28 protein-coding genes are annotated in these 26,833 nt (G+C 66.0%); 20 read left to right on the top strand and 8 right to left on the bottom strand.

What is annotated here, in order from left to right:
* Positions 1–51: 51 nt before the first annotated feature.
* Both ABWP92_RS06935 and ABWP92_RS06930 read right to left on the bottom strand, forming a co-directional pair.
* Positions 52–1,080 carry an amidohydrolase family protein gene (locus tag ABWP92_RS06935; RefSeq protein WP_353234634.1) on the bottom strand — a complete coding sequence of 343 codons (1,029 nt, stop codon included), beginning with the start codon at positions 1,078–1,080 and terminating at the stop codon, positions 52–54.
* A gap of 49 nt (positions 1,081–1,129) precedes the next feature.
* Positions 1,130–2,110, bottom strand: a complete 981-nt coding sequence (locus tag ABWP92_RS06930) for a Bug family tripartite tricarboxylate transporter substrate binding protein (RefSeq protein WP_353234633.1) — start codon at positions 2,108–2,110, stop codon at positions 1,130–1,132.
* A 139-nt stretch (positions 2,111–2,249) separates the two neighbouring features.
* Here ABWP92_RS06930 and ABWP92_RS06925 point away from each other — a divergent pair, with 139 nt between their 5' ends.
* The 7 genes from ABWP92_RS06925 (at position 2,250) to ABWP92_RS06895 (ending at position 11,672) form a co-directional block, all read left to right on the top strand.
* A complete protein-coding gene (locus tag ABWP92_RS06925; RefSeq protein WP_353234632.1) occupies positions 2,250–3,020 on the top strand; it encodes an IclR family transcriptional regulator in 771 nt (256 codons plus the stop codon).
* A gap of 196 nt (positions 3,021–3,216) precedes the next feature.
* Complete coding sequence (locus tag ABWP92_RS06920; RefSeq protein WP_353234631.1) at positions 3,217–4,704, top strand: nucleobase:cation symporter-2 family protein; 1,488 nt, start codon at positions 3,217–3,219, stop codon at positions 4,702–4,704.
* 193 nt (positions 4,705–4,897) lie between these two features.
* Positions 4,898–7,195 (top strand): NADP-dependent malic enzyme, encoded by a 2,298-nt coding sequence (locus tag ABWP92_RS06915; protein ID WP_353234630.1) that lies wholly within the window; start codon positions 4,898–4,900, stop codon positions 7,193–7,195.
* A 191-nt stretch (positions 7,196–7,386) separates the two neighbouring features.
* Positions 7,387–8,025, top strand: coding sequence for a TetR/AcrR family transcriptional regulator (locus ABWP92_RS06910; protein ID WP_353234629.1), 639 nt, complete (start codon positions 7,387–7,389; stop codon positions 8,023–8,025).
* 39 nt (positions 8,026–8,064) lie between these two features.
* Positions 8,065–9,771 carry an acyl-CoA dehydrogenase family protein gene (locus ABWP92_RS06905; protein ID WP_353234628.1) on the top strand — a complete coding sequence of 569 codons (1,707 nt, stop codon included), beginning with the start codon at positions 8,065–8,067 and terminating at the stop codon, positions 9,769–9,771.
* 232 nt (positions 9,772–10,003) lie between these two features.
* Entirely contained in the window at positions 10,004–10,462 is a 459-nt protein-coding gene (locus ABWP92_RS06900) for a MarR family winged helix-turn-helix transcriptional regulator (RefSeq protein WP_353234627.1), read from the top strand.
* Positions 10,463–10,514: 52 nt separating this feature from the next.
* The gene (locus ABWP92_RS06895) at positions 10,515–11,672 is read left to right on the top strand and encodes an FUSC family protein (protein ID WP_353234626.1); all 1,158 of its coding nucleotides are present in this window, start codon (positions 10,515–10,517) and stop codon (positions 11,670–11,672) included.
* A gap of 94 nt (positions 11,673–11,766) precedes the next feature.
* On the opposite strand, the gene ABWP92_RS06890 is transcribed toward ABWP92_RS06895, so the two are convergent.
* From ABWP92_RS06890 to ABWP92_RS06865, 6 genes are all read right to left on the bottom strand, one after another.
* Positions 11,767–12,342: a YceI family protein gene (locus ABWP92_RS06890; protein ID WP_353234625.1), complete on the bottom strand. Its 576-nt coding sequence runs from the start codon at positions 12,340–12,342 to the stop codon at positions 11,767–11,769.
* Between the two features lie 62 nt (positions 12,343–12,404).
* Positions 12,405–12,980 carry a YceI family protein gene (locus ABWP92_RS06885; RefSeq protein WP_353234636.1) on the bottom strand — a complete coding sequence of 192 codons (576 nt, stop codon included), beginning with the start codon at positions 12,978–12,980 and terminating at the stop codon, positions 12,405–12,407.
* Between the two features lie 73 nt (positions 12,981–13,053).
* Entirely contained in the window at positions 13,054–13,620 is a 567-nt protein-coding gene (locus ABWP92_RS06880) for a cytochrome b (protein ID WP_353234624.1), read from the bottom strand.
* 191 nt (positions 13,621–13,811) lie between these two features.
* Positions 13,812–14,555: a GntR family transcriptional regulator gene (locus tag ABWP92_RS06875; RefSeq protein WP_353234623.1), complete on the bottom strand. Its 744-nt coding sequence runs from the start codon at positions 14,553–14,555 to the stop codon at positions 13,812–13,814.
* Between the two features lie 15 nt (positions 14,556–14,570).
* Positions 14,571–16,271 (bottom strand): sigma 54-interacting transcriptional regulator, encoded by a 1,701-nt coding sequence (locus ABWP92_RS06870; protein ID WP_353234622.1) that lies wholly within the window; start codon positions 16,269–16,271, stop codon positions 14,571–14,573.
* Between the two features lie 2 nt (positions 16,272–16,273).
* A complete protein-coding gene (locus tag ABWP92_RS06865; RefSeq protein WP_353234621.1) occupies positions 16,274–16,486 on the bottom strand; it encodes a hypothetical protein in 213 nt (70 codons plus the stop codon).
* A 114-nt stretch (positions 16,487–16,600) separates the two neighbouring features.
* Between ABWP92_RS06865 and ABWP92_RS06860 the strand changes: the two genes are divergently transcribed.
* The 13 genes from ABWP92_RS06860 to ABWP92_RS06800 form a co-directional block, all read left to right on the top strand.
* Positions 16,601–16,807 carry a phenol hydroxylase subunit gene (locus ABWP92_RS06860; RefSeq protein ID WP_353234620.1) on the top strand — a complete coding sequence of 69 codons (207 nt, stop codon included), beginning with the start codon at positions 16,601–16,603 and terminating at the stop codon, positions 16,805–16,807.
* Positions 16,808–16,849: 42 nt separating this feature from the next.
* On the top strand, positions 16,850–17,863 hold the full coding sequence (locus ABWP92_RS06855; RefSeq protein WP_353234619.1) for a ferritin family protein: 1,014 nt from the start codon (positions 16,850–16,852) through the stop codon (positions 17,861–17,863).
* A 19-nt stretch (positions 17,864–17,882) separates the two neighbouring features.
* Positions 17,883–18,176: an MmoB/DmpM family protein gene (locus tag ABWP92_RS06850; protein ID WP_353234618.1), complete on the top strand. Its 294-nt coding sequence runs from the start codon at positions 17,883–17,885 to the stop codon at positions 18,174–18,176.
* 68 nt (positions 18,177–18,244) lie between these two features.
* Positions 18,245–19,837 (top strand): aromatic/alkene/methane monooxygenase hydroxylase/oxygenase subunit alpha, encoded by a 1,593-nt coding sequence (locus ABWP92_RS06845; RefSeq protein ID WP_353234617.1) that lies wholly within the window; start codon positions 18,245–18,247, stop codon positions 19,835–19,837.
* Positions 19,834–20,190 (top strand): phenol hydroxylase subunit P4, encoded by a 357-nt coding sequence (locus ABWP92_RS06840; RefSeq protein WP_353234616.1) that lies wholly within the window; start codon positions 19,834–19,836, stop codon positions 20,188–20,190. The genes ABWP92_RS06845 and ABWP92_RS06840 overlap by 4 nt, the downstream gene beginning before the upstream one ends.
* A gap of 22 nt (positions 20,191–20,212) precedes the next feature.
* Complete coding sequence (locus ABWP92_RS06835) at positions 20,213–21,277, top strand: NADH:ubiquinone reductase (Na(+)-transporting) subunit F (RefSeq protein ID WP_353234615.1); 1,065 nt, start codon at positions 20,213–20,215, stop codon at positions 21,275–21,277.
* Between the two features lie 13 nt (positions 21,278–21,290).
* Positions 21,291–21,650 carry a 2Fe-2S iron-sulfur cluster-binding protein gene (locus ABWP92_RS06830; protein WP_353234614.1) on the top strand — a complete coding sequence of 120 codons (360 nt, stop codon included), beginning with the start codon at positions 21,291–21,293 and terminating at the stop codon, positions 21,648–21,650.
* A 12-nt stretch (positions 21,651–21,662) separates the two neighbouring features.
* Positions 21,663–22,589, top strand: coding sequence for a catechol 2,3-dioxygenase (locus ABWP92_RS06825; protein ID WP_353234613.1), 927 nt, complete (start codon positions 21,663–21,665; stop codon positions 22,587–22,589).
* Positions 22,590–22,651: 62 nt separating this feature from the next.
* Positions 22,652–23,545, top strand: coding sequence for a SphA family protein (locus tag ABWP92_RS06820; protein ID WP_353234612.1), 894 nt, complete (start codon positions 22,652–22,654; stop codon positions 23,543–23,545).
* A gap of 11 nt (positions 23,546–23,556) precedes the next feature.
* Positions 23,557–24,027, top strand: coding sequence for a GlcG/HbpS family heme-binding protein (locus tag ABWP92_RS06815; protein WP_502907468.1), 471 nt, complete (start codon positions 23,557–23,559; stop codon positions 24,025–24,027).
* A gap of 54 nt (positions 24,028–24,081) precedes the next feature.
* Positions 24,082–25,536 (top strand): 2-hydroxymuconic semialdehyde dehydrogenase, encoded by a 1,455-nt coding sequence (locus tag ABWP92_RS06810; protein ID WP_353234611.1) that lies wholly within the window; start codon positions 24,082–24,084, stop codon positions 25,534–25,536.
* Positions 25,517–26,386, top strand: coding sequence for an alpha/beta fold hydrolase (locus ABWP92_RS06805; RefSeq protein WP_353234610.1), 870 nt, complete (start codon positions 25,517–25,519; stop codon positions 26,384–26,386). Before ABWP92_RS06810 ends, ABWP92_RS06805 begins: the two co-directional genes overlap by 20 nt.
* Before the next feature lie 4 nt (positions 26,387–26,390).
* Positions 26,391–26,833 (top strand): FAA hydrolase family protein (locus ABWP92_RS06800; protein WP_502907467.1); only part of this gene is annotated, 443 nt, incomplete at its 3' end.

The following is a 26,833-nucleotide window of genomic DNA, read 5'->3' as shown; positions in this document are numbered from 1 at the left end:
CTCATCCCGATTGCACTCCAACGCGGCTGCGTAGAGATCGTAAACACGTTCTTACAGTCCCCGGGCCTTGAGCTGCGCATCCAGGCGCGGGAACACATGGCGCGCGTTGCCCTCGAAGACCATGCCGCGCTCCTGCTCGCTCAGATGCGGCGTCGCGGCCACATAGCGCCTAGTGTCATCGTAGTAGTGGCCGGTTTGCGGATCGATGCCGCGCACCGCGCCGATCATTTCGCTGGCGAACAGAATGTTCTTCACCGGGATGACCTTGGTGAGCAGATCGATGCCGGGCTGGTGGTAAACGCAGGTGTCGAAATAGATGTTGTCGAGCAGATGCTCTTCCAGCAGCGGCTTCTTCATCTCCTGCGCCAGCCCCCTGAAGCGGCCCCAGTGATAGGGCGCCGCGCCGCCGCCGTGCGGAATCACGAACTTGAGGGAAGGGAAATCCCTGAACAGGTCACCCTGGATGAGTTGCATCACCGCGGTGGTGTCCGCATTCAGATAGTGCGCGCCGGTGGTGTGAAAGCATGCGTTGCAGCTGGTGCTCACATGGATCATGGCCGGAATTCCGTACTCCACCATCTTTTCGTAGATGGGATACCAGTGGCGATCGGTGAGCGGCGGACTGTTCCAGTGGCCACCGCTCGGATCGGGGTTCAGGTTGATGCCGACGAAGCCATAGTCCTTCACGCACCTGTCGATCTCGGCCACGCAACTCGCGGGATCGACGCCGGGCGACTGCGGCAGCATGGCCGCGCCCGCGAAATGATCGGGGAAAAGCCGGCTCACGCGGTGGCACAGCTCATTGCAGATCGCCGCCCAGGTGCTCGAGACTTCGAAATCACCGATGTGATGCGCCATGAAGCTCGCGCGCGGACTGAAGATCGTAAGGTCCGCGCCGCGCTCCTTCATCAGGCGCAGCTGGTTGCCCTCGATCGATTCGCGCAGTTCGTCGTCGCTGATCCTCAAATCGCTCGCGCGCGGCTTGCGGGATGGGTCCTCGATCGCGGCAATCTGCGCGTTGCGCCATTGCTCCAGCGCCTTGGGGGCCGTGGTGTAGTGCCCGTGGCAGTCGATGATCATGCTTGTGCTTTCCTTGCCGGTTGGCTGTCCTGCTCGTTTGGCATCACGCTCAATCAGCCGTGATGTGCGCGTCGCGGATCACCTTCTCCCACTTCGCGGACTCGCTCTTCATGAAGGCGGCCGCCTCGGCCGGAGACGACGGAGTGATCACCGCGCCCAGCGCGTTGAGCCGCTCGCGCACGCCCGCGTCAGCCAGGGCCTTCAGCATCTCGGCATTGAGCTTGTTCACGATGTCCGCGGGCGTCTTGGCCGGAGCCAGCAGCACCCACCACACGCTCGCGTCGAAACCCGTCACGCCCGCTTCGGCCATGGTCGGCACGTTGGGCAGCATGGCCGCGCGCTTTTCGCCCGTCACGGCCAGCGCCTTGAGCTTGCCGGACTGCACGTGCGGCAGCACCTCCAGAGGATTGAGGAGCATGAAGTTCAGGCGCCCGGCGATCAGATCGACCAGCGCTGGCGAGCCGCCCTTGTAGGCCACGTGCAGCGCATCGAACTTGCCCACCGACTCGAACAACGCGCCCGCCAGGTGGCCCGAGCTGCCATTGCCCGCCGAGCCGTAGTTCATTTCACCGGGCTTGGCGCGCGCCGCCTCCATCAGTTCCTTGACCGAGTTGTAGGGCGCATTCGCGGGCGTGACCAGCACCAGCGGCGCATAGCCGATACGCGCGATCGGCGTGAAATCGCGAAGGCCGTTGAACGGCAGGTTGGGGTACAGGGTGTTGTTGGTGACGACGCCGTTCGCGCCGACCAGAAGCGTGTAGCCGTCCGCCGGGGACCTCACGACATTTTCCGCGCCGATGTTGGCGTTCGCGCCCGGCTTGTTATCGACGATCACCGGCTGGCCCAGCTGCGCGGAAAGGCGCTCCGCCACGCTGCGACCCACGGTGTCCACCGCGCCGCCCGCCGCGAACGGGACGACCATGCGGATGGGCTTGGAGGGAAAGCTGCCCTGCGACCACGAAGCGCCAGCGGCGCACAGCATCATCAGGGCGATTGCGCCGCGGCGCAACGGGGAAAAATGGCTCGTCATGTCTATCTCCTCGAAGGGTGGTTCAACGGGCGCCTGCCGCGATATACAGCGACACCGGCAGCCCCGGACCGCAAGCGTAGGGAGCATGGCGAGCGTGGACAATATCATTCCACGCAATGAAACGGTCATACTGCCGCCCATGGAAAGCCCCGTCCCGTCACCGTCGTCGTCATCGGCCACCAGCGGCCCGATCGTGAGCGCCGTATTGCGCGCGCTCAGCCTGCTGGACGCATTCGGCGAACACGACGCGCAACTGTCGCTCGCGCAGCTCGCGCGGCGCACCCGGCTCGCCAAGCCCACCGCCCTGCGGCTGGCGCGCACCCTGTCCATGGCGGGCTACCTGGTGGCGCTGCCGGGCGGCGTGTGGCGACTGGGGCCAGCGGTGGCGCAGCTGGGGGCAAGATACCAGCGAGCCTTCGACCTGAGCAATGTGATCGAACCCGCGTTGCACGCGCTGGCCGAGCTGACGGGACACAGCGCCTCGTTCTTCGCGCTCGAGCACGGCCGCCGCGTGCGCCTGCTGCGCGTGCGCGGGGCGGACGGGTTTGTCAGCCCCACCCGCGTGGGCGAGCCGCTGCCGCTGGAACGCGGCGCGGCCGGGCAGGTGATCCTTGCATTCACCGGGCACGAAGGCGCGCTGATGGACACCATCCGCGAGCGCCGCTACCACGCCACCGTGGGCGAGGCCAATGTGCTCGCGGCCAGTATCGCCGCGCCGGTGTTTGCGGCGCGCGGCGCGGTGATCGGCGCGCTCAGCCTGGCCGTGCCGGCGAGCGACGCGGCAAGCGCCGAGCTGCTGCGCCATGCGGACGCCATCGTATCGGCGGCCAATCGCCTCTCGCAAACACTGGCTGCCGCGCGGTATGCCGACCAGGAGCGGATCGTTCAGCGCAGCCACTGGCACCCCTGACGGCGCGTCCGGGCGCGTCCGGGCGCATCCGGGGCGCTCGGGCCGCGCCCGCATTTCAGGGTTTACCGGGAGATGCTTCACTCTCTGTTTTGTATACACTTTTTGTATAAATCCCTGCGCACAAGCCGATCCCGACCCGTATGGTGCGAAGTCGCGGACAGCCAAGCGCCAGGACATCTCCAAGAGGTAGAAGCCCATGTCAACATCCGTCCATCCCGTCGATGAACCGCTGCCGCTGGGACGCGTCACCGCGCTGGGGCTGCAGCACGTTCTGGTCATGTATGCGGGCGCCGTAGCGGTCCCGCTCATCGTGGGCCGCGCGCTGAACCTGCCGCCCGAGCAGGTGGCGCACCTCATCTCCGCCGACCTGTTCGTCTGCGGCCTGGTCACGCTGATCCAGGCCATGGGCGCAACGCAGTATTTCGGCATCAAGCTGCCGGTGATGATGGGCGTGACGTTCGCCGCCGTGGCCCCCATGATCTCGATGGCGCAGGCAACCGGCGGCCAGGCTGGCGCGGGGCTGATCTTCGGCTCGGTCATCGGCGCGGGCATCGTCTCCTTACTGATCGCCCCGCTCATCAGCCGGATGCTGCGTTTTTTCCCGCCCGTGGTGACCGGCACGATCATCGCGGTCATCGGCATCAGCCTGATGCGCGTGGGCATCAACTGGATCTTCGGCAATCCCGTCGGCCCCACGGCCCCTTCCGTTCCCAACCCGGAGCACCTGAAATGGCTGGCCGACGCGCAGGCCGCCGCCGGAGCGCCCGGCTCATCGCTGCCGCCCGTCCCCAAGGGCTTTTCGGTGGTGCCCACCATTCCCAATCCCAAATACGCGGATCTGGCAGGCGTGGGAATCTCCGCCGCGGTGCTGCTCACCATCTTGCTCATCGCGCGATTCGCCAGGGGCTTTCTCGCCAACATCTCGGTACTCATGGGCATCGTCGTGGGCGGCATCATCACCGCGGCCATGGGCCTGATGGATTTCCACAAGGTCGCCACCGCCGCATGGTTCGATCTGGTCCTGCCGTTCGAGATCGCCATGCCGGTGTTCGATCCCATCCTGATCCTCACGATGTCGCTGGTGATGGTGGTGGTGATGATCGAGTCGGTGGGCATGTTCCTCGCGCTCGGCGAGATGACCGGCAAGGAAATCTCCCAGGATGACATCACGCGCGGACTGCGCACCGACGGGCTGGGCACGCTGCTGGGCGGGATCTTCAACACCTTTCCCTACACCAGTTTCTCGCAGAACGTGGGCCTCGTGGCCGTGACCGGAGTGAAGAGCCGCTGGGTGTGCGTTGCCGGCGGCGTCATCCTGGTCATCCTCGGCATTCTCCCCAAGATGGCGGCGCTGATCGAATCCCTGCCCACGGTCGTGCTGGGCGGCGCGGGCCTGGTGATGTTCGGCATGGTGGCTGCCACCGGCGTGCGCATCCTGAGCAACGTGGACTTCCAGACCAACCGCAACAACGCCATGATCGTCGCCGTGTCGATCGGAGTGGGCATGATTCCGCTGGTCGCGCCGAACTTCCGCCAGTGGATGCCGCACGCCATCCACCCGCTCGTCGAATCGGGAATTCTGCTGGCCTCGCTGTGTGCTGTACTATTGAATGTATTCTTCAACGGCACCAGCAGCGACACCCGCGCCGCTGTGCGAGCCGCGGCGCAGGCCGATGCGCATTGAGGCCGGCGCCCGCCCGCATGTCTGAATCCTTCACCCGAGGAACGTGACGCCAAGCCCTCGCACCGCAAGGTGCCGGGGCTTTTTGCATGCTTTTTTGTCACAACAGGCATACGGGTTAGGCCATATAAAGCATGTGCTCCTGCTGAAGTAAGCTCTATAGACTCTGTCACATTGATAAATAGTAGTGAATCGTATGACCCAATCCTTGTCGGCCGCTGAAACGGCTCTGCGCGAAGCCGCTCTCGAATACCACCGCAACCCTTCCCGCGGCAAGATCTCCGTCACGCCCACCAAGCCGCTGTCCAACCAGCGTGACCTGTCGCTGGCCTATTCGCCGGGCGTTGCCTATCCGTGCCTGGACATCCAGGCCGATCCCGCGCTGGCGGCTGAATACACGTCGCGCGGCAATCTCGTGGGCGTGATCACCAATGGCACGGCCGTGCTGGGGCTGGGCGACATCGGCCCGCTGGCGGGCAAGCCGGTCATGGAGGGCAAGGGCTGCCTGTTCAAGAAATTCGCCGGCGTCGACGTGTTCGACATCGAGCTGGCCGAGCGCAACCCCGACAAGCTCATCGAAATCATCTCCTCGCTCGAACCCACGCTCGGCGGCATCAATCTGGAAGACATCAAGGCGCCGGAATGCTTCTACATCGAGCGCGAGCTGTCCAAGCGCATGCAGATCCCGGTGTTCCATGACGACCAGCACGGCACGGCCATCATCTCCAGCGCCGCCCTGCTCAACGGCCTGGAACTGGTCGGCAAGCAGATCGACAAGGTCAAGATCGCCGTCTCGGGCGCGGGCGCGGCCGCCATCGCCTGCGTGGACGTGATGGTGGGCCTCGGCGTCAGGCGCGAGAACATCTACATGGTCGACTCCAAGGGCGTGATCTACGAGGGCCGCCCCGGCAGCCTGGACGAATCCAAGGCCCGCTACGCGCAGAAGACCGAAGCGCGCACGCTGGCCGACGTGGTCAACGGCGCCGACGTTTTCCTGGGCTGCTCCGCTCCCGGCGTGCTGACCGGCGACATGGTCAAGACCATGGCGGACAAGCCGATCATCCTCGCGCTGGCCAATCCCGAGCCGGAGATCCGCCCCGAACTCGCCAAGGCCATCCGGCCGGACTGCATCATCGCCACCGGGCGCTCGGACTATCCCAACCAGGTCAACAACGTCCTGTGCTTCCCCTATATCTTCCGCGGCGCGCTCGACTGCGGCGCCACCAAGATCACCGAAGCCATGAAGCTGGCCTGCGTGCGCGAGATCGCCGCGCTGGCCAAGGCCGACGTCAGCGATGAAGTGGCCGCCGCATACCAGGGCAAGGAACTGAGCTTCGGCCCCGAATACCTCATCCCGACGCCGTTCGACACCCGCCTCATCCTGCGCATCGCACCCGCCGTGGCCAAGGCGGCAGAAGAGTCCGGCGTCGCAACGCGCCCCATCGCCGACATCGACGCCTACCGCGAGAGCCTCACGCGCTTCGTCTACCAGACCAGCATGTTCATGCGCCCGGTGTTCGCTGCCGCCAAGGCCAGCGTGCAGCGCGTGGCCTATGCGGAAGGCGAGGACGAACGGGTGCTGCGCGCCGCCCAGGTCGCCATCGATGACGGCCTGGCCAAGCCGATCCTGATCGGCCGCCCCGCCGTCATCCAGGCCCGCATCACCAAGGCGGGCCTGCGCCTGCAGCCCGGCAAGGACGTCGAGATCTGCGATCCCGAGGACGATCCGCGCTTTCGCCAGTACTGGGAGGCCTACCACAAGCTCATGGGCCGCGACGGCGTGACGCCGGAGGCCGCCAAGGCCGCCGTGCGCCGCTCCAACACCATCATCGCCGCGCTCATGGTGCACCTGGGCGACGCCGACGCGATGCTCTGCGGGCTGGTCGGCAAGTTCGATGCCCACATCGCCCACGTGCGCGACATCCTCGGCCTCAAGGAAGGCCATCACCAACTGGCGACCGTGAACGCGGTGATGCTGGATTCCGGCACGCTGTTCATCGCCGACACCTACATCAACGAGAACCCCACCGCCGAGGAACTCGCCTCCATCGCGCTGATGGCCGCCGAGGAAGTGCAGCGCTTCGGACTGCCGCCCAAGGTGGCGTTCCTCTCGCACTCCAACTATGGCTCGTCCACCCGTCCCTCGGCGCTGAAGATGCGCAAGGCGCGCGACCTGTTCGCCGCGCTCGCGCCGCACATCGAGTGCGACGGCGAACTGCACGGTGACGCCGCGCTCTCCGAGAAGGTGCGCAGCAACACGCTGCTGGACTCCACGCTGACCGGTACCGCCAACGTGCTGATCTGCCCGAACCTGGATGCGGCCAACATCCTGTTCAACGTGCTCAAGCAGACCGGCGGCCATGGCACCACCATCGGCCCGATCCTGCTGGGTGGAGCCGGCGCCGCCGACGTGCTCACCCCCTCGGCGACCATGCGCCGCGTGGTCAACATGACCGCCCTGGCCGCGGCCAACGCCGCCGGCAAGCGCAAGTAAGCCCGCTCGCCCCGAGCCCCCGAAACGCCGCGAAACCTCGCGGCGTTTTTTTTACCGGCCACGCCATCGCAGGCCCAAGAACAAAAACACTCTCCAGGGGCTGCGGAAGCATTTTTCATCGTCCCGCTGGCATTCCGCGAAGAAATGAACTACGATTCACACATTATATGAATCATGGTTCATTCCTTTTCATGGCCTATAGACAAACCGCCGCCGTCGAAGCCCGCCTGCTGGACAACCGCACCCGCATCCTCCTATCCGCGCGCACCCTGGTCAGCGAGGGCGGCTGGCAGGAGGCGCAGGTCGCCAACGTCGCGGCCACCGCCGGGATCGCCACCGGAACGGTGTACCGGTATTTCCCTTCCAAGGCCGAGCTCTTCGCCGAAGTGCTCTCGCGCGTATCGCAGCGCGAGGTGGACGTGCTCACCGACATCGGCTTGTCTGGTGCCGGCGCGCACGAGCGGCTGCATTCCATGGTGACCACGTTCGTGCGCCGCGCCATGCGCAACCCGCGCCTGGCCTATGCGCTGATCGCCGAGCCGTGCGACAAGGCGATCGACGAAATGCGCCTGAAGTACCGAGCGGCCATCAGCGAAGTCGTGCGCGCGGTGATCGAGGACGGACAGCGCTGCCAGAGCATGCGCGGCGACGTGCGCGCCGACGTGGCCGCCACCATGATCGTCGGCGGCTTCATGGAAGGCCTGATCGGGCCGCTGTCACCGCTCGCATCGGCGGCGCGATGCGATGCGAATGAAAGCGGCGCCGATATCGCCGCGCTTGCGGACCAGATCGCGGCGCTGGCCTGCGCAAGCCTTCAATGCCGCCCTTGACCCTCACGAGAATTCATCCATGAAAGACAGGAGACAACCATGAACCAGCCCATCAGCAGCATTCGCCTGGCCATGCCCGAGGACCGCTACGGCACGCACCAGGTGCTCAATCAGGCGCAGCCCGCGAGCGGCTTCAACGCATTCACCGGCGACGAGGTGCTCAAGGCAGCCATCCAGCGCGAGGCGCCCTGGGCCGCGCAGCGTTGCGCCGCGCTTGGGGCCGTCGCTGGCGATCCGGCGGTCCAGGAACTGGCGCGCCTGGCCAACAGGCACGACCCGGAACTCAGGACGCATGACCGCTTCGGCCACCGCGTCGACTGGGTGGAGTTCCATCCCGCCTGGCACGAGCTCATGTCCCTCGCCTGGAAGCATGAGGTGCCCAACCTGACCTGGCGGACCGGCGAGCGGGGCGGCCACTACGCGCGCGCCGTGCTCTCGTATCTGTGGAATCAGGTCGAGCAAGGCACGGCCTGCCCCACGGGTATGGCCTATGCGTCCTATGCCGGATTTTCCGCAGAGCCGGCGCTGGCGATCTGGGCCGAAAAATCCCTGGGGACGCAATACGAATTCAGCCGCAGCGAAGTCGGCCGCAAGCCGTCCGTGGTGATCGGCTATGCCATGACGGAAAAGCAGGGCGGCTCCGACCTGCGCGAGACGCAGACCACGGCCCGGCTCTCGCACACAGGCGACTACCACGGCGCGACGGCCTCCTGGTATGAGCTCACCGGCCACAAGTGGTTCTGCTCGGTGCCCCAGTCGGACGGCTTCTTCACGCTCGCCAAGGTCAACGGCGGCGTGACCTGTTTCTTTCTGCCGCGCACGCTGCCCGATGGCTCGTTCAATCGCTTCTTCGTGCAGCGCCTCAAGGACAAGGCGGGCAACCGCTCCAACGCGTCAAGCGAGGTCGAATACGCGGGCACGCTGGCCATTCGCGTGGGCGAGGAAGGCCACGGAATCCGCGAGATCCTCTCGCACGCGCATCTCACCCGCCTGGACTTCGCCGTGGGCTCCGCGGGCCTGATGCGCCAGGCGCTGACGCTGGCATTGCAGCACACCACCACCCGCCAGGCATTCGGCACGCCGATCGCCGAGCGCCCGATGATGCTCAACGTACTCGCCGACATGGCAGTGGAGGTCGAGGCCGCGACGCTGTTCGCGCTGCGCATCGCCAGGGCGACCGACGGCATGCAAACGAATGAGCATGAGAAGCTGCTGGCGCGCGTGGCCACACCCGCGGCCAAGTTCTTCAACTGCTCGCGCGCGCCCGCCATCGCCAACGAGGCGCTGCAATGCCATGGAGGCAACGGCTTCATCGAGGAGAACCCCATGGCGCGCCTGTACCGCGAAGCGCCGCTCAACAGCGTCTGGGAAGGCACGGCCAACATGATGTGCATGGACGTGCGTCGCGCGATGATGCGCACCCCGGAAACCATCGACGCCCTCGCCGCCGAGTGGCGCCCGCTCGCGGGACAGGACAGGCGCTTCGACGCTCAGGTCGCCCATACGCAGCGGCTCATCGCGGCGGCCCTCGAGGATGAATTCCTTGCCCGCCCGATGACCGAGGCCGTCGCCCGCACGCTGCAGGGCGCGGAGCTGCTGCGACACGGCTCCAGCGAGGTTGCGGATGCATTCCTGGGCACGCGCTGCGATGCGGGCCACTGGGGTTCGCACTTCGGCACCCTGGCCGGCGGCACATCCAGCGCGGCGGCGCGGCGCATCGTCCGGCGCGCCAACGTATTCGCCTGAACGCCAAGCGCCTTGCCGCGCCGCGCTTGCGATGCGTGGACTCCATGGCTGGAGCATCCAGGCGCGGGGCCCCTCGGTTGAAAAGCCTCCCCCAACACAAAAAACGCCGCGGAATTCCGCGGCGTTTTCCTTGGCATGTGCTGCAAGCCATCTTCCCCGAAGACTTCGACAGGCACATGGTTATTTTATTTCAAATCATTTGAATTCAAATGATTTGAAATAAAATTAACCCATGTCTAGCACTGATTTAACCACCGCCAAACGCCGCGTGGGCTTCCGCCTCGTGGGGGTCGCCCGCCGCTGGCGGCACACGTTGGATACCCGCCTGGCCGAAGCCGGCCTCAGCGATGCGGTCTGGTCGCCGCTCGTGCATCTGCACCGCCTTGGCGACGGTATCTCCCAAAGCGAGCTGGCCGCGGCCATCGGCATCGACGGCTCCAGCCTGGTTCGGTTGCTGGACGCGCTGGTGGCCCAGGACCTGGTGGAGCGCCAGCCCCACCCATCCGACCGGCGCATCAAGATGCTGCATCTGACCGATGCGGGCCATGTCAAGGTGCTTGCCATCCGCGAGCGCCTCAGCACGCTGGAAGACGAACTGCTTGGCGACCTGGACGATGCAACAGCGCAACTGCTGGTCGATGCGTTCGACCATATCGACCAACGCATCGCCACCGTGAATGAGAAACCCTGACGGCTCGGACCAGGAAGCCGCCCCGATGCATCCATCGAATGAACGCCAAGATATGAACACCCCCGATCCCGACAACACGACCGCATCCTCATCCGCATCACACGGGCAGATGGTGCGGCAGACCGTGGCGCCCGCACGGCTCAAGGAAAGCCTCGAGCTGAACCGCCCGCCTTCGGTACGCAATGCCTCCATCGCCGGATTGCAGGCTTCCATCGCGGTAGTGCTTGCCGCCGTCGCCCTGCACTATTCGCCCTGGCCGAGCATGGCCGGTTTCGGCAGCCTGGGCGCCATGGCGGCGCTGTTCGGACGCTTCGCCACCCCGGCCAAGCGCCGCTGGGTCGTGGGCACCGCGGGCGCCCTGCTGGTCTCGCCCGTGGCGATCCTCTCGCTCGCCGCGTGGAGCGGCGCGTCACCCGTTCTCCTGCTGGTGATGCTCTCGCTGGTCGCGGGCGCTTTGGCCTCGGTCGCACACCGCACGCAGGTCGGCGCCCCGGGCGCCGTGATCTTCGTGTTCGCGGCCAGCGCCGCCATCACGCCCATCTCGAGCGGCGGCGAGTGGCTGGAGCGCGTGCTCGCAACCACGTTGGGCGCGGTCATCGCCTGGATCATCTGCGCCCTCACGGACTCCATGCGCGAGCAGGACGTCAAGCTCCCGCCGCCGCCCATGCCTGCCGGCGCCCCGGCCGGCGGCGGCAGGCAGCCCGCGCTCACGCCCGGCTATGCGCCGCGCCAGGCGGCGCGCATCGTGGCCTGCGCCATCGTCTCCTCGCTGCTCGCACACGCCATGGGCTGGTCGCACCCGGCCTGGGCGGCCATCGGGGTGATCGCCGTCCTGCAGGGCGCGCACCTGCCGGGCACGATCCACCGCGCATGGCAGCGTACGCTGGGAACGATCGTGGGCGCCGGCATCGCCTGGGCCATCCTGGTGAACGAACCCTCTTTCTGGCAGATCCTGGCGGCGGTCGCCATCCTGCAATTCATCACCGAAGTGATCATCGGCTTCAACTACGCACTCGGCCAAATAGCGATCACGCCCATGGCGCTGCTCATGACTACGCTCGCAAGCCATTCAGAAGCGGCGGACATGGTCATCTCGCGCATCTACGACACCGCGCTGGGCGCGCTCGTCGGGATCGTGTTCGCCATGCTGCTGTCCACGCTGGACGAACGCCTGCACCTGGCCCGCCACCATTCCCGCAAAAGATCGTGATTCCCACGAACCGGCCCGGCGCGCATGAAAAAAATGGCTGGAGCCTCGAGGCTCCAGCCATTTTTCATTGGGGGCGATAACCGTACCGCGCCGCTTACTGCTTGATCGCCTCGATCTGCGCCACGATGCGCACATTCTTGGGGAAGCCGTAAGCCACGCCGTAGTCCACGCCGAACGCGGTGCGGTCGATGGTGGTTTCAAAGTCGCCGCCGCAGACTTCGCGCTTGACCATGGGGCTGTCATAGCATGCGAACTGGTTGGCCTTGAACGTGACGGGTTGGGTCTTGCCCTTGATGGTCAGGTTGCCGGAGACAGACACGACCTTGTCGCCGTCGAACGTGAACTGATCGCCGACGAACTTGGCCGTGGGGAACTTCTCGGTGTCGAAGATTTCAGCGCTTTGCAGGTGTTTGTTGAAGGGCGCCGTACCCGAATTCACCGAATCCATATGCAGCGTGAGCTCCACCTTGCCGGTCCTGGCGGCCTTGTCCAGCTGCACCGAGCCTTCCTTCTTGTCGAAGCGCGCGCGATTGACGCTGGCGCCGAAGTGGCTGATCTCGAAGGTGGCGAAAGTGTGCGTCGGATCGACCGCATAGGTGGCCATTTCCGCATGTGCCGCGGAACCTGCGAAAGCCGTGGCGGCGGCGAGGGCGAAGATGAATTTACGCATCTGTGAATACTCCGTTCAAAAAAGTGGACTGAAAAAAATGTGGTGGCTGAAGCCCGAAGGCCTCAGATGCCGGAGATACCCGAAAGCGCCAGCTTGAACTTTACCTGCACCTCGTCGGCGACCATCGACGTGTCGGCCCATTCGTTCTCGCCGATCTTGAAGGTCAGGCGCTTGATCGCAAAACTGCCGGTGGCCGTCGTCGTCGCACCGTTTTGCGCGAGCGCCACGGGAATGACCACGTCCTGCGACGCGCCCTTGATGCTCAGCTTGCCCGCCACTTCATACTTGCCCGCGCCCACCGATTTGATGGCCGTGGAATGGAACGTGGCTTGAGGAAACTTGGCGACGTTGAACCACACGGGCTTTGGCAGTTCAGCCTCCGCTTCCTTGCTCAGCGAAGCGCTGCCGGTATCGATGGTCAGCGAGATCTTGCTGGACGCGAGCCTGGCCGCATCGAACGACACCTGGGCGTCGAATTTCTTGAACCGGCCTTCCACCGGCACGCCCATCTGCTTGCTCACGAAAACGATTTCGCTCTGCGCGGGAATCAGCGCCTGCTGCGCAAGAACGGGAGCCGAGGCCATCGCCAGGACGCCGCCCAGGACAAGGGTGGCAGGGGTATGTGCAAACTTCCACATCATCATTTCGTATTCTCCAAAAAAACAGGTTCAAGGTTTCATCACGACGCACCCGCCGCGATGACCGGATCGATCAGCCACGCCCCGGCAACATGCGCGAGAGCAGCCCGTCGCGATCGATCCACTGATGCTTGATCACCGCGAGCACGTGCAGCACCACCAGGGCGGCAAGAGCGAATGCCGAATACATGTGCCACGGCTTGATGGCCTTGGCCAGATCGGGATCGACCGGCATGAAGTCCGGCAGCGGCAGCACACCCATGAATACGATCGGGAAGCCCGCCGCCGAGCTATAGGCCCAGCCCAGAAGCGGCACCGCGAAGAACAGCGCGTAGAGCAGGAAGTGCACCGCGTGGTGTGCGAACTGCTGCCATCGCGGCATCGCCGCCAGCATCTTCGGCGGCAGTTGCGGCGGGCGGTGCGCCAGGCGCCACAGCAGCCGCAGCGCGGACAGCGCCAGAATGGCGATACCCGCCCATTTGTGCCAGTTGTAGAGTTTCAGGCGCTGCGGCGAGAACGGCAGCCCCGTCATGTAGAGACCGACGAAGAACAGGCCGATGATGGCCAGCGCCAGCACCCAGTGAAACGCGATGGCCACGCCGCCATAGCGGGCGCGGGAGGGAGTTGAAACAGCTTGCATGGATGACTGATGGAGTTCTTTCCTGTCCCGCCGCGCCGGACGCGAAGTGCCGGGCAGCCGGTCCGGATCCGGTGATGAATGCAAGTCTAGATCGCGGCCCATGCATTAAGTTTCAACAAAATTGTCGCCTGGGTTCAAAAAATATGAATACCCGGGCGACTGGGACCCATGAGTGTCCGCTGGTCGCGCCCCTACTCGCTGGCGGCGCCCGGCAGGCTCATCCGGCCTTCGCGCAGTGCCTTGAGCAGCAGGTTCGGTGTCGCACGGATGTGCGCTTCCAGGGCAAGCGCGGCGCGAGCGTCCTGGCCCGACATGGCGAACTCGAAGATCTCGGCGTGCTCCGCGTGCACGTCGCGCGTCATCCCCGGCAGCTTCATGGCGCAGCAGCGATAGCGCTCGCTGTGGCGAGCCAGCAGCCGCAGCACTTTCTGCGCCCATGGCGACGGCTTGCCCGCCAGCAGCGTTTCGTGAAACCGCAGGTTGAGCAATTCCCAGTGCGCCCGCATCTCGCCCTTGAGCGGCTGCTCCAGCGACGACAGCTCCACGTAGCAGGTCCGCAACTGCTCGCGCCAGGCATCGTCGCCGTGGCGTATGGACTCGCGCAGCTCATGCGTTTCGATATGCACGCGCAGCCGGGTGAGATCTTCGAGGTCCTCGATGGCGATCGGCGATACCCGGAAGCCACGCTGCCCCTCCGCCGTGACCAGCGCGTCGCTCACCAGCCGCGTGAGCGCCTCGCGCAGAGTGCCCGCGCCCACCGCGTAGGTCTGGCGCAGATGCTCCACGCGCAGCTTGCTGCCCGGCAGCAGGCGCCCCTCGATGATGTCGGTGCGCAGCTCCGCATAGGTCTGCTCGGTCAACGTGCGCGATGCATCGCCAGCCAGCGACGGCTCCTCGAACAGCGCCAGGGTATGCAGGAAAGGCCGCTTCGCCATGCTCTCACCCCGCTCTCATTCGTGGTTTTCCGGATCACGCCGGAGGTCCTGGTCGCGCTCACGGATGCGCGAAAGCCGGTAGCTCAGCTGCGGCCGCGTCATCCCCAGCGCACGTGCCGCGGCGGCCAGATTGCCGCTGGCGCGCCGCACGGCCTCCTGCAGCAGGCTGTCTTCCAGAGCTTCCAGCGACAGTCCCTGGCTTTGCATCGCGTCGAAGATACCCGCCGTCTGCCGGGCCGGCAATGCCGCCTGCTGCCGCGTGAGAAAGCCCTGCTCGTCGACGCCGCTCTGGCTGCCCTCGCTCCATTGCGGAAACAGCGCATCCACATCGATGAGCTCGCCCGCCGGGGTAAGGATCAGCCCGCGCTCCACGAGGTTCTCCAGCTCTCGGACGTTGCCCGGCCAACGATGGCCACGCAGCGCCGCCAGCGCGCGGTCGGTGAAACCCGCGATGGACCTGCCGTGCAGCGCCGAGAATTTCTGCAGCATATGCATGGCCAGCAGCTCGATGTCCACCACGCGCTCGCGCAATGCGGGAATATGGATGGGGTACACGTTCAGCCGGTATAGCAGGTCGCGACGGAAGCCGCCCGCCTCCACGGCTTTCTCCAGATCCACGTTGGTCGCGGCAATCACGCGCACATCCACCTTGATCGGGCGCGCGCCGCCCAGGCGCTCCAGCTCTCCCGTCTGCAGCACGCGCAGCAGCTTGGCCTGCGCGGCCAGCGGCAGCTCGCCCAGTTCATCGAGCATCAGCGTGCCGCCGTTGGCGCGCTCGAAACGCCCGATGCGGGTGGCGGTCGCGCCGGTGAACGCGCCTTTCTCGGCGCCAAAGAGCTCGCTCTCGATCAGCTCGGAAGGAAGCGCCGCGCAGTTCACCGCCACGAACGGTTTGTCCGCGCGCGGACTCATCGCATGCAGAGCGCTGGCAAAACGCTCCTTGCCCACGCCCGTCTCTCCGGTGAGCAGCACCGTGACCTGCGTGGGCGCAGCCTTCTGCAGCAGCCCGACCGCCTTCTCGAACGCGCGCGACTGCCCCAGCAGCGGCCCCTGCCGGTCTATCGGCTGCAGGCGGGTGCGCAGGGCCTCGACCTGCGACTGCAGTTCATCGAGGCGCACCAGCATCGACTCCGGCGCATAGTCCCGCGCGAGCATCTCGCCGTCGGGCCACTCATGCACGAAGCGCCCTTCAATCCGGCAATACGCATGGCCGGAGGCCGCGCACTGCAGCTCCTTGAAGATGGCGCGCCTTCGAAAAAACGCGCTGGCGTAGCCCGACGCATACCCGAGCAGCATCCAGCATGCGGGATCCTTCTGCGGCCCCCACTCGCGCATGTGGGCCTCCGCCTCCCAGCTATGGTCCCATCGCACCACGCAGCGCAGGCGGCCGGCCTGCTCATCCACCTCGAATACCTCGGGCATCGCGCGCACCGCGCCTTCGAGACCGTGCAGTTGGGGACCGACGGCAAACATGTCGAAAAGGCTGGCATCGGGCCGGATCTGCCGCGCGAGCAGCGCATCGCGCTCACCCGAGGCATAGCCGCCGCGCATCAACATGCGGCGCGCGTGCCCGGCGCCCACCGTGTTCAGCATTTCGCGGCGCAACGCCGACAGCGAGGCTGAATGCAGCAGCAGCATGCGCTGGCCCGCCAGCCAGATCAGGCCATCGTCGGTGGAAAAGCGGATGAGCCGGCGCAGATCGTCGTCTGACGGCATGGTCAATAGCGGATGCGGCATGCCATGACTATCGATAAAACAGCTGGCGTTGCCAATGAGGTCTGACCCGCAGAGACATCCATGATGAATTCATCATTTGAGAACCCTCTGTGGCGGATAGTGATCATTTGATCATGCGGCAGCGCAAAAAAAGCCGTAATCCATGCCTCACGCCATGCGATGCAGACCTCCAGCATCGCTGGAGAATCAGCCATTGCAGGGGCTCCATCGTAGGGAATAACCCTCGTTTTATCGATATTAAGGCTTCCTGGCATCAAGTTGGCACGCGCTGTGCAAATACCGAGGCAACAGACCGCCAGGAGTGAGCCATGAATGACGCCAACCCCGACAGCAATGCGCTGCAGCTGCCCGCATGCGATCTCAGCCATCGCAGCGTGCGGGTTCAGCGACGCCGCGCGAATGGCTTCGTGGAGTTCGAGTTTTCCGTCGGCTGGCCCGAGCTCGTGGTGGAACTCGCCATGCCGGAGGCGGATTTCCAGGAGTTCTGCGAAACCCAGCAGGCGCGGTTGCTCTGACGGAATCCATTCACATCAAAACAACCACAGGAGACATAGCCCATGAACATCGCATTGCAGGCCCGCGAAATCCAGCCGCTGCGCCAGACCTTCGGCCGCGTCGCGGCATACACGGGCGACAAGCCCGCCTCGCGCTACCTGGAAGCCACGCTGGGCGTGCAGCCCACAGAGCATTTCCACTATCGTCCGACCTGGGAGCAGGGCTTCGAGATCTATGACACCCGGCGCACCGCCATTGTCCTGAAGGACTGGAACGTGCTGCGCGATCCGCGCCAGTTCTACTACGCAAGCTGGACCATCGCCCGCGCGCGCCAGCAGGAAGCGATGGAGGCCAACTACCAGTTCGTCGAATCGCGCGGCCTCGCGCAGAAGATGCCTGGCGCCCTGCGGGAGCAGGCCCTTCGCGTGCTGATGCCGCTGCGCCACGTGGCCTGGGGCGGGAACATGAACAACTGCGACATCTGCGCGCGCGGCTATGGCACGCCGTTCACCGCACCCGCCATGTTCCATGCGATGGACCAGCTCGGCGTCGCGCAATACCTCACGCGCCTGGGTCTCGCGCTGCGTGAGCCCGGCACGCTCGAGGCCGGCAGGAATGCATGGCTGGACGATCCGGTCTGGCAGCCGCTGCGCCGGCTCGTGGAAGACACCCTGGTCCTGAAAGACCCGATGGAGCTGTTCGTGGCGCAGAACCTCGCGCTCGACGGGCAGTTGTATCCGCTCATCTTCAGCCACTATGTGGACGACCACCTCGCGCTCAGGGGCGCCGCCGCCGTGGCGATGCTCACCTCCTTCATTCCCGAATGGCACATGGAGTCCAGCCGCTGGGTGGACGCCGTCGTCAAGACCGCCTCCGGCGAGTCCGGCCACGCAGAACACAACAGCGCGCTGCTCACGCACTGGTACCTGCAATGGGCGGACCGCGCCACACAGGCGCTGGAGCCCGTCGCGCTGCTGGCCTTTGGCGCGCAGGAGTCCGATGCGCACACACAGGTGCTGGCCCAGGTACGCGCGGGCCTGGACGCCCGTGTCCGCAAGACCGGCCTCGCCGTTTGACGTGAAGGAGGAACACGCCATGCCAGTTGCCACCGCAGACAGCCGCCCCAAGGTCTTCATCGCCTTCCAGGACAACGAAGAGTCGCGCGCCGTGATCGAAGCCGTGCTCGCCGACAACGCCGAGGCCACCGCGGCCTATACGCCCGGCCTCGTGAAGATCGATTGCCCGGACCACCTCGTGATCCGCCGCGAACGCATCGAGGAGATCACCGGCCAGCCCTACGACCTGCAGCAAATCCAGATCAACCTGGTGACGCTCTCGGGCCACGTGGACGAGGACGACGACGAATTCTCGCTGAGCTGGAACCGCTGAGACGCCGCGCCCGCTCCACATCACCGGACAAGACAGACAACACCAGATACGCCAAGGAGACAGACATCATGGACACCCCTGTCATCAGAAAGAAAACAGGCCTCAAGGAACGCTACACCGCCATGACGCGCGGCCTCGCATGGGATACCACCTACCAGCCGATGGACAAGGTGTTTCCCTACGACCGCTACGAAGGCATCAGGATCCACGATTGGGACCGTTGGGAAGACCCATTTCGCCTGACCATGGACGCCTATTGGAAATACCAGGGAGAGAAGGAGAGGAAGCTCTACGCGGTGATCGAGGCCTTCGCGCAGAACAACGGCCAGCTCGGAGTGACGGACGCACGCTACGTCAACGCGCTCAAGCTGTTCATCCAGGGCGTGACGCCGCTTGAATATGCGGCGCACCGCGGCTTCGCGCACGTGGGCCGCCACTTCACCGGCGCGGGCGCCCGCGTCGCGGCGCAGATGCAGTCGATCGACGAGCTGCGCCACTTCCAGACCGAGACGCACGCGATCAGCCACTACAACAAGTACTTCAACGGCATCCACAACTCGGCCGAGTGGCACCAGCGCGTGTGGTTCCTTTCGGTGCCCAAGTCGTTCTTCGAGGATGCGATGTCCGCCGGGCCGTTCGAGTTCCTCACCGCCGTGAGCTTCTCGTTCGAGTACGTGCTCACCAACCTGCTGTTCGTGCCCTTCATGAGCGGCGCGGCGCACAACGGCGACCTCTCCACGGTGACCTTCGGCTTTTCCGCGCAGAGCGACGAGTCGCGCCACATGACGCTGGGCATCGAATCCATCAAGTTCATGCTCGAGCAGGATCCCGGCAACGTGCCCATCGTGCAGCGCTGGATCGACAAGTGGTTCTGGCGCGGCTACCGCCTGCTCACGCTGGTGGCGATGATGCAGGACTACATGCTGCCCAGGCGCGTGATGAGCTGGAAGGAAGCCTGGGAGATGTATGCCGAGGAAAACGGCGGCGCGCTCTTTCGCGACCTGGCGCGCTATGGCATCCGCGAGCCCTTGGGCTGGAAAGAGGCCTGCGAGGGCAAGGACCACATCAGCCACCAGGCGTGGAACACGTTCTACAACTATGCGGCGGCGGCGCCCTTTCACACCTGGGTTCCGGGTGATGGCGAGATGCGGTGGCTGTCGGAGAAATATCCCGAGAGCTTCGACCGGCTCTACCGCCCGCGCCTTGAACACTACCGCCGCGAGCAGCAGGCCGGCAGGCGCTTCTACAACAAGACGCTGCCCATGCTGTGCACGATCTGCCAGATTCCCATGGTGTTCACGGAGCCCGGCGACGCCACGCGGATCTGCTACCGCGAATCCGACTACCTCGGCAGCAAGTACCACTTCTGCAGCGACGGCTGCAAGCACATCTTCGAGCACGAACCCGAGAAATACGTGCAGTCCTGGCTGCCCGTGCACCAGATCTACCAGGGGAATTGTTTCAAGGACGGTGTCGATCCCGAGAAGGACGGGTTCGACCCCCTGGCCGCCGTGCTCGACTGGTACGGCCTGAACGTGGGCCGCGACAACTTCGACTTCGAAGGCTCGCAGGATCAGCGCAATTTCGCGGCCTGGCGCGACGGCGCCGCCATCGCTGAAGACAGTGGATCAGCCCCCCATTCACCGGGAGAAGCAGCATGAGCGTGACCGCCCTCTACCCCTACAGCTACCCGGCCAGGGACGTGCGCGAGAACTTCCCCGCGCCGCTGCTCTACATCGGCTGGGACGACCACAACATGTTCTGCTCGCCCGTGTGCCTGCCGCTGCCGCCGCAAACGCCATTCGGCGCGCTCGCCGCCACGGTGCTGCCCGGCGTGTATGGCGCGCATCCGGACTTCGCCCGTATCGACTGGAGCGCGGTGCAGTGGTTCAAGTCCGGCCAGGCATGGACGCCCGACCCCGCCAGAAGCCTGGCAGACAACGGCCTCACGCACAAGGATGCGATCCGCTTCAGGACGCCGGGCCTGCGCGGCATCGAGGACTCGCACAGTTGAACAGCATGGAGACACACGTGCCATGAGCCATCAACTCACGCTTGAGCCATTGGGCGCCACCATCGACGTCGAGGAAGGCCAGACCGTGCTCGACGCCGCGCTGCGCCAGGGCATCTACATCCCGCATGCCTGCGGGCATGGGCTATGCGGCACCTGCAAGGTGCAGGTGTGCGACGGCGAGGTGGACCACGGCGCGGCCAACCCGTTCGCGCTCATGGACATGGAGCGCGACGACGGCAAGACGCTCGCCTGCTGCGCCACGCTGTTGAGCGACGCCACCATCGAGGCCGACATCGAGGACGAACCCGATGCGCAGGTGATTCCCGTGCGCGACTTCGGCGCGGCGGCTGCGCGCATCGTGCAGCTCACGCCCACCATCAAGGCGCTGCACCTGCGCCTCGATACGCCCATCCGCTACCAGGCCGGGCAATACGTGCAGGTGCGGATTCCCACGCTCGGCCAGTCGCGCGCCTTCTCCATCGCCAATGCGCCCGACAGCGACGGCACGGCCACGGAGATCGAACTCAACGTGCGACTCGTGCCCGGCGGCGCGGGCACGGCGTGGCTGCACGAGTCGCTCGCCGAAGGCAGCCGGCTCACCCTCTGCGGTCCGTACGGGCGCTTTTTCGTGCGCCACACCGCAACACAGCCGATGATCTTCATGGCGGGCGGCTCCGGCCTGTCCAGCCCGCGCGCGATGATCCACGAGCTGCTCGCACGCGGCCACGAGCAGCCCATCACGCTGGTCTATGGGCAGCGCAGCCGCGCCGAGCTGTACTACGACGAAGAGTTCCGCGCGCTTGCCCGGCGGCATCCGCGCTTCACCTACGTCCCGGTCCTGTCGGGTGATGAGGAGTGCCCGGACTGGAGCGGCGCGCGCGGCTTCGTCCACGAGGCGGCCAAGGCGCACTTCAACGGCAATTTCGCGGGCCACAAGGTCTACCTGTGCGGGCCGCCGCCCATGATCGAGGCGTGCATCTCCACGCTCATGCAGGGACGGCTCTTCGAGCGCGACATCTACACCGAGAAATTCATCTCGGCCGCCGATGCGCAGCAGGCGCGCAGTCCGCTGTTCCGCACCATCTGAAGGAGAACCCGTCATGACGCGCTTTACCGTCACCATCGACGAAACCGGCGAAAGCTACCACTGCCCGGACGGGCGCTCCGTTCTCGAAGGCATGGAGGCCCTGGGCAGAAAAGGCATTCCCGTGGGCTGCCGCCAGGGAGGCTGCGGCGTGTGCAAGGTACAGGTCCTCGAAGGGCACTTCACCAGGCGCGTGATGAGCCGCGCCCATGTGAGCGCCGAGGAGGAAGCAGGCGGATGCGTGCTGTCGTGCCGCATCAAGCCCAGCAGCGACCTGCGCGTGCGCGTGGTCGGCGCCATGAAAAAGAACCTGTGCCGCCCGCCAGAACCGGCGCGGGCGCCCCTGCCCATCCCCAACCATCCGAAGCAACCATAAGGAGACAACACCATGTCAATGACAGGCATTCTGCGCCCCGGACACACCCAGCTGCGCGTGCTCGATCTGGAGGAATCGGTCAAGTGGTACACCGACGTCATGGGCCTCATGCCCATGGGCCGGGACAGCCAGGGCCGCGCGTACTTCAAGACCCGCTCCGAGCGCGACCACCACAGCGTGGTGCTGCGCCAGGCCGACCAGGCCGGGATCGATTTCTTCGCCTTCAAGGTGCTCGACGACGCCACGCTGGCCGGGCTCGAGCGCAAGCTCAACGACCACGGCGTGGCCACCGAGCGCATCCCCGCCGGCGACCTGCTGGAGACGGGCGAGCGCGTGCGCTTTCGGATCCCCACGGGCCACACCATCGAGCTGTATGCGCACAAAACCGCCGTGGGCAGCACCATCGGCTGCACCGACCCCGAGGTGGACGTGATCGACGGCCCCGGCATCCGCCCCATCCGCATGGACCACTGCCTGCTCTATGGCGGCGACATCGACGGCAACGTCAAGCTGTTCACCGAGGTGCTGGGTTTCACGATGGTCGAGCGCGTGAAGCTCGAGGACGGACAAACCGACCTGGCCGTGTGGCTCACGTGCAGCACCAAGGCGCACGACATCGCCTTCGTGCGCCATGCCGAGGATGCCAGGCTGCACCACGTTGCCTTCCAGATGCCAAGCTGGGAGAGCGTGCTGCGCGCGGCCGACATCATGAGCATCAACCGCGTGTCGATCGACGTCGGCCCCACGCGCCATGGCGTCACGCAAGGCACGACGATCTACTTCTTCGACCCCAGCGGCAACCGGCTGGAGACCTTCTGCGGCGGCTACGACCATTACCCCGACATGCAGCCCATCACCTGGAGCTGGGAGGAAGTGGGGCGCGGCATCTTCTACCACGACCGCAAGCTCAACGATGCCTTCCTGAGCGTGGTGACCTGAAACCTGAAACGCGCGACGCCCCCATGGCACGCCACGCATCCAGACATGAAGGAACCTACAGCATGAAGACCACGAGCATCGCCGCCCTGGCGCTGACGCTGGCGGGCATTCTGTCCGCCGGCGGGGCGCGGGCCGACGGCCACTACGTCCCGGGCGTCGAGGGCATCCAGGCCGCAAGCGTGCCGCCGCCGGGCATGTACTACCTGGGCTACCTCATCAACTACGACATCGGCAGCTTCCGCGCGCCCGGCTCCAGCACCCGCCTGCCCGGCCACAACACCGGCACGGTGACCGCGCTGGCCAACCGCGTGGTCTGGATCTCCGGCCACAGGCTGCTCGGGGCCGACTATGGCATGGAGGCCATCGTGCCGGTGATCCGCACCTCGCTCACGGTGAACGCCGCGGGTATCTCCGACAGCCGCTCCGGCGTGGGCGACATCTACGTCGGCCCCCTGGTGCTTGGCTGGCACGGCCAGCAGTGGGACGCGGTGGCGGCGGCCGGCATGTGGCTGGACACGGCAAGCACCAGCCATCCGGCGTCGGCGGGCAAGGGCTTCAAGAGCGCCATGCTCACCGGCGGCGCGACCTGGTACTTCGACGCGGCCAGAAGCATCTCCGGCTCGGCGCTGGTGCGCTTCGAGCGCAATGGCCACAACAGCGCCGGCCTGCGCCCCGGCAGCCAGGTCACCATGGAGTGGGGGCTGGCCCGGAACTTCGGCGCCGTGCAGGCGGGCCTCGTCGGCTACAGCCAGTGGCAGGTCAGCAGCGACAGCGGCGCGGGGACCGGCGGCCAGCGCTCCTCGCGCCATGCCGCCGGCGCGGAACTGGTGTACCCGATCCCGGGCGCGGGCATGTTCCTCAAGGCGGCCGCCTACAAGGAGGCGCGCGCCAGGGCGGGGACAGGAGCCTACCCCAAGGGCTCGCTGCTGCGCTTCACGCTCGTGAAGGCGTTCTGAAGGAATTGGACATGCACGATCAAACCCATCCCGCCGACGCCGCGCGGGCCATGCCTTGCAGCGTGGAGCAGCGCGCCATCGGCGTGGATGCGGCGCTGCGCGCGGTGCAGGCCGCCGTGCGCCAGGCGCGCCTGCTTGGCGTGCGCGTGAACGTGGCGGTGGTGGACTGCTCCGGCATCCCGGCCGCGTTCGCGCGCATGCCGGGCGCGCCGCTGCACTCCATCGACATCGCCGCCGACAAGGCCTATACCGCCGCGAGCTTCGGCCTGGCGACCAGTGCGTGGCACGCGGAGCTGGTCTCGCACTCCGAAGCGGTGCGCGCGGGCCTGACGCTGCGCCCGCGCTTCGTGGCGTTCGGCGGTGGAGTTCCCATCGTGGAACACGGCACGCGCATCGGCGGCATCGGAGTCTCCGGCGGCAGCGAGACGCAGGATGAAGCCGTCGCGCTCGCGGGACTGGCTTCGCTGGGCCTCGCGTCATGACGGACAGGCAGGAAAGACAGGCAGGAAAGACAGGCAGGAAAAAAGAGATTGAACATGAAACAGGTAAAGAATTTCATCAACGGCAAATACGTGGCATCCACGCACACCTTTGACAAGCACTCGCCGCTCACCGGCGAAGTCATCGCCCAGGTCCACGAGGCCGACAAGGCCGCCGTGGACGACGCCGTGGCCGCCGCGCGGGCCGCGCTGTCGGGGCCATGGAGCCGCATGACGGTGGCCGAGCGCGTGGAGAAACTCTGCGCCCTGGCCGATGGCATCGACCGCCGCTTCGACGAATTCCTCGCCGCCGAATGCGCGGACACCGGCAAGCCCCGCAGCATCGCCGGGCACATCGACATTCCGCGCGGCGCGGCCAATTTCAGAATCTTCGCGGATGTGGTCAAGAACGTCCCCACCGAGTTCTTCGAGATGGCCACCCCCGACGGCAGGGGCGCGATCAACTATGGCTGGCGCTCACCCATCGGCGTGGTGGGCGTGATCTGCCCCTGGAACCTGCCGCTGCTGCTGATGACGTGGAAGGTCGGCCCCGCCCTCGCCTGCGGCAACACCGTCGTCGTCAAGCCTTCCGAAGAAACGCCCCAGACCGCGGCGCTGCTGGGCGAGGTGATGAACGAAGCCGGCATCCCTCCCGGCGTCTATAACGTGGTGCATGGCTTCGGGCCCGATTCGGCGGGCGAATTCGTCACCACGCACCCCGGCGTCGATGCCATCACCTTCACCGGCGAGACCCGCACGGGCGAGGCCATCATGAAGGCCGCCGCCAAGGGCGCGCGCCCCGTGAGCATGGAGATGGGTGGCAAGAACGCGGCCATCGTGTTCGCCGACTGCGACTTCGACGACGCCATCGAAGGCACGCTGCGCTCGGCCTTCGTCAACAGCGGGCAGGTCTGCCTGGGCACCGAGCGCGTCTATGTCGAACGCCCTCTCTTCGAGCGCTTCGTGGCCGAACTCGCGCGCCAGATCGAGGGCTGGAAGATCGGCCTGCCCGAAGATGCGGGCACCCGGCTCGGCCCGCTCATCAGCCGCGAGCACCAGGAGAAGGTGCTCTCGTACTACCGGCTCGCCGTCGAGGAAGGCGCCACCGTCGTCACCGGCGGCGGCGTGCCCCGCATGGGTGAAAAGTATGCGGGCGGCGCGTGGATACAGCCGACGATCTGGACCGGCCTGGGCGACGGCGCGCGCGTGATGAAGGAAGAAATCTTCGGCCCCTGCTGTCACGTCATGCCCTTCGACAGCGAGGACGAAGCTGTCGCCAAGGCCAACGACAACGCCTACGGCCTGGCCTGCGCCATCTGGACGCGCGACGTCTCGCGCGCGCACCGCGTGGCGCAACGCATGCAGGTGGGCATCTCCTGGGTCAACAGCTGGTTCCTGCGCGATTTGCGCACGCCGTTTGGCGGCAGCAAACAGTCGGGCATCGGCCGCGAAGGCGGCGTGCATTCGCTGGAGTTCTACACGGAGCTGAAGAATGTCTGCATCAAGCTCTGAAGCGAACCCCGAGCAGGGTCTGTCCATCGAGGCCGCGGGCCTGCGCACCAACTACCATGACCTGGGCAGCGGCCATCCGGTACTGCTGATTCACGGCTCCGGCCCCGGCGTTTCGGCCTGGGCCAACTGGCGGCTGACGATGCCGGAACTCGCCAGGCACGCGCGCGTGATCGCGCCCGACATGGCCGGTTTCGGCTACAGCGAACGGCCCGATGGGTTTGTCTACGGCATGGACGCCTGGGTGACCCAGGCCGTGGGCCTGCTCGATGCACTGGGCATACAGCGCGCCGACGTCGTGGGCAACTCGTTTGGCGGAGCGCTGGCGCTGGCCCTCGCGATCCGCCACCCGCGGCGCGTGCGCCGACTGGTGTTGATGGGCAGCGTGGGCGTGCCCTTTGCCATGACTGCGGGTCTGGACGCGGTGTGGGGCTATACGCCGTCCTTCGAGGCCATGCGCGCGCTGCTCGACATCTTTGCCTTTGATCGCCGCCTGGTGAGCGACGAGCTGGCGCGGTTGCGCCATGAGGCCAGCGTCAGGCCCGGGTTCCAGGAATCCTTCGCGGCGATGTTCCCCGCGCCGCGCCAGCGCTGGATCGATGCCATGGCCAGCCGCGAGCCGGACATCCGCCGCATCGCGCACGAAACGCTGGTGATACATGGCCGCGAGGATCAGGTGATCCCGCTGGCGAACTCGATCACGCTGGCCGGGTGGATTCCCCGCGCACAGCTGCATGTGTTCGGCCAGTGCGGACACTGGACGCAGATCGAGCACGCGGCGCGCTTCGCGCGGCTGGTCGGCGATTTCCTGGCCGAAGCCGGCGCGGACGAACCCCTTCCCCTGCAGGATTGAACTCATGAACACTGAACTGACCGAACGGCTTGGCGACGAACTCCACGAAGCACTCCAGTCGCGCCGCATGATCGAGCCGCTGAGCGAGCGCCACCCGGACATCACCATCGAGCACGCCTACCGCGTGCAGCAGCGCATGCTATCGCGCCGCCTGCAGGCAGGCGAGCGCGTGGTCGGCAAGAAAATCGGCGTGACATCCAGGGCGGTGATGGACATGCTCGGCGTGTACCAGCCCGATTTCGGCTGGCTCACCGACGGCATGCTCTACAACGAGGGCGAGGCCATCGCCGCCGGGTCGCTCATCCAGCCCAAGGCCGAGGGTGAAATTGCATTCGTCCTGCGGAAAACCCTCAAGGGACCTGGCGTGACCAGCGCCGACGTGCTGGCCGCCACCGAAGGCGTGATGGCCTGCTTCGAGATCGTCGACTCGCGCATCCGCGACTGGAA

The sequence above is a fragment of the Diaphorobacter ruginosibacter genome (assembly GCF_040396215.1).
Lineage (GTDB): Bacteria > Pseudomonadota > Gammaproteobacteria > Burkholderiales > Burkholderiaceae_C > Diaphorobacter_A > Diaphorobacter_A ruginosibacter_A.
The sequence above is the reverse complement of the archived record's forward strand: the minus strand, read 5'-3'. Positions and strand labels throughout refer to the sequence as shown.

What these genes read in the sequence shown, in the direction of transcription:
- ABWP92_RS06865 (WP_353234621.1), bottom strand. Translation starts at nt 16,486, where the DNA reads ATGGCTGATTCTCCAGCGATGCTGGAGGTCTGCATCGCATGGCGTGAG.
- ABWP92_RS06900 (WP_353234627.1), top strand. Translation starts at nt 10,004, where the DNA reads ATGTCTAGCACTGATTTAACCACCGCCAAACGCCGCGTGGGCTTCCGC.
- ABWP92_RS06815 (WP_502907468.1), top strand. Translation starts at nt 23,557, where the DNA reads ATGCACGATCAAACCCATCCCGCCGACGCCGCGCGGGCCATGCCTTGC.
- ABWP92_RS06840 (WP_353234616.1), top strand. Translation starts at nt 19,834, where the DNA reads ATGAGCGTGACCGCCCTCTACCCCTACAGCTACCCGGCCAGGGACGTG.
- ABWP92_RS06915 (WP_353234630.1), top strand. Translation starts at nt 4,898, where the DNA reads ATGACCCAATCCTTGTCGGCCGCTGAAACGGCTCTGCGCGAAGCCGCT.
- ABWP92_RS06910 (WP_353234629.1), top strand. Translation starts at nt 7,387, where the DNA reads ATGGCCTATAGACAAACCGCCGCCGTCGAAGCCCGCCTGCTGGACAAC.
- ABWP92_RS06895 (WP_353234626.1), top strand. Translation starts at nt 10,515, where the DNA reads ATGAACACCCCCGATCCCGACAACACGACCGCATCCTCATCCGCATCA.
- ABWP92_RS06820 (WP_353234612.1), top strand. Translation starts at nt 22,652, where the DNA reads ATGAAGACCACGAGCATCGCCGCCCTGGCGCTGACGCTGGCGGGCATT.
- ABWP92_RS06835 (WP_353234615.1), top strand. Translation starts at nt 20,213, where the DNA reads ATGAGCCATCAACTCACGCTTGAGCCATTGGGCGCCACCATCGACGTC.
- ABWP92_RS06875 (WP_353234623.1), bottom strand. Translation starts at nt 14,555, where the DNA reads ATGGCGAAGCGGCCTTTCCTGCATACCCTGGCGCTGTTCGAGGAGCCG.
- ABWP92_RS06870 (WP_353234622.1), bottom strand. Translation starts at nt 16,271, where the DNA reads ATGCCGTCAGACGACGATCTGCGCCGGCTCATCCGCTTTTCCACCGAC.
- ABWP92_RS06930 (WP_353234633.1), bottom strand. Translation starts at nt 2,110, where the DNA reads ATGACGAGCCATTTTTCCCCGTTGCGCCGCGGCGCAATCGCCCTGATG.
- ABWP92_RS06855 (WP_353234619.1), top strand. Translation starts at nt 16,850, where the DNA reads ATGAACATCGCATTGCAGGCCCGCGAAATCCAGCCGCTGCGCCAGACC.
- ABWP92_RS06890 (WP_353234625.1), bottom strand. Translation starts at nt 12,342, where the DNA reads ATGCGTAAATTCATCTTCGCCCTCGCCGCCGCCACGGCTTTCGCAGGT.
- ABWP92_RS06920 (WP_353234631.1), top strand. Translation starts at nt 3,217, where the DNA reads ATGTCAACATCCGTCCATCCCGTCGATGAACCGCTGCCGCTGGGACGC.
- ABWP92_RS06805 (WP_353234610.1), top strand. Translation starts at nt 25,517, where the DNA reads ATGTCTGCATCAAGCTCTGAAGCGAACCCCGAGCAGGGTCTGTCCATC.
- ABWP92_RS06825 (WP_353234613.1), top strand. Translation starts at nt 21,663, where the DNA reads ATGTCAATGACAGGCATTCTGCGCCCCGGACACACCCAGCTGCGCGTG.
- ABWP92_RS06860 (WP_353234620.1), top strand. Translation starts at nt 16,601, where the DNA reads ATGAATGACGCCAACCCCGACAGCAATGCGCTGCAGCTGCCCGCATGC.
- ABWP92_RS06925 (WP_353234632.1), top strand. Translation starts at nt 2,250, where the DNA reads ATGGAAAGCCCCGTCCCGTCACCGTCGTCGTCATCGGCCACCAGCGGC.
- ABWP92_RS06830 (WP_353234614.1), top strand. Translation starts at nt 21,291, where the DNA reads ATGACGCGCTTTACCGTCACCATCGACGAAACCGGCGAAAGCTACCAC.
- ABWP92_RS06935 (WP_353234634.1), bottom strand. Translation starts at nt 1,080, where the DNA reads ATGATCATCGACTGCCACGGGCACTACACCACGGCCCCCAAGGCGCTG.
- ABWP92_RS06905 (WP_353234628.1), top strand. Translation starts at nt 8,065, where the DNA reads ATGAACCAGCCCATCAGCAGCATTCGCCTGGCCATGCCCGAGGACCGC.
- ABWP92_RS06810 (WP_353234611.1), top strand. Translation starts at nt 24,082, where the DNA reads ATGAAACAGGTAAAGAATTTCATCAACGGCAAATACGTGGCATCCACG.
- ABWP92_RS06880 (WP_353234624.1), bottom strand. Translation starts at nt 13,620, where the DNA reads ATGCAAGCTGTTTCAACTCCCTCCCGCGCCCGCTATGGCGGCGTGGCC.
- ABWP92_RS06850 (WP_353234618.1), top strand. Translation starts at nt 17,883, where the DNA reads ATGCCAGTTGCCACCGCAGACAGCCGCCCCAAGGTCTTCATCGCCTTC.
- ABWP92_RS06885 (WP_353234636.1), bottom strand. Translation starts at nt 12,980, where the DNA reads ATGTGGAAGTTTGCACATACCCCTGCCACCCTTGTCCTGGGCGGCGTC.
- ABWP92_RS06845 (WP_353234617.1), top strand. Translation starts at nt 18,245, where the DNA reads ATGGACACCCCTGTCATCAGAAAGAAAACAGGCCTCAAGGAACGCTAC.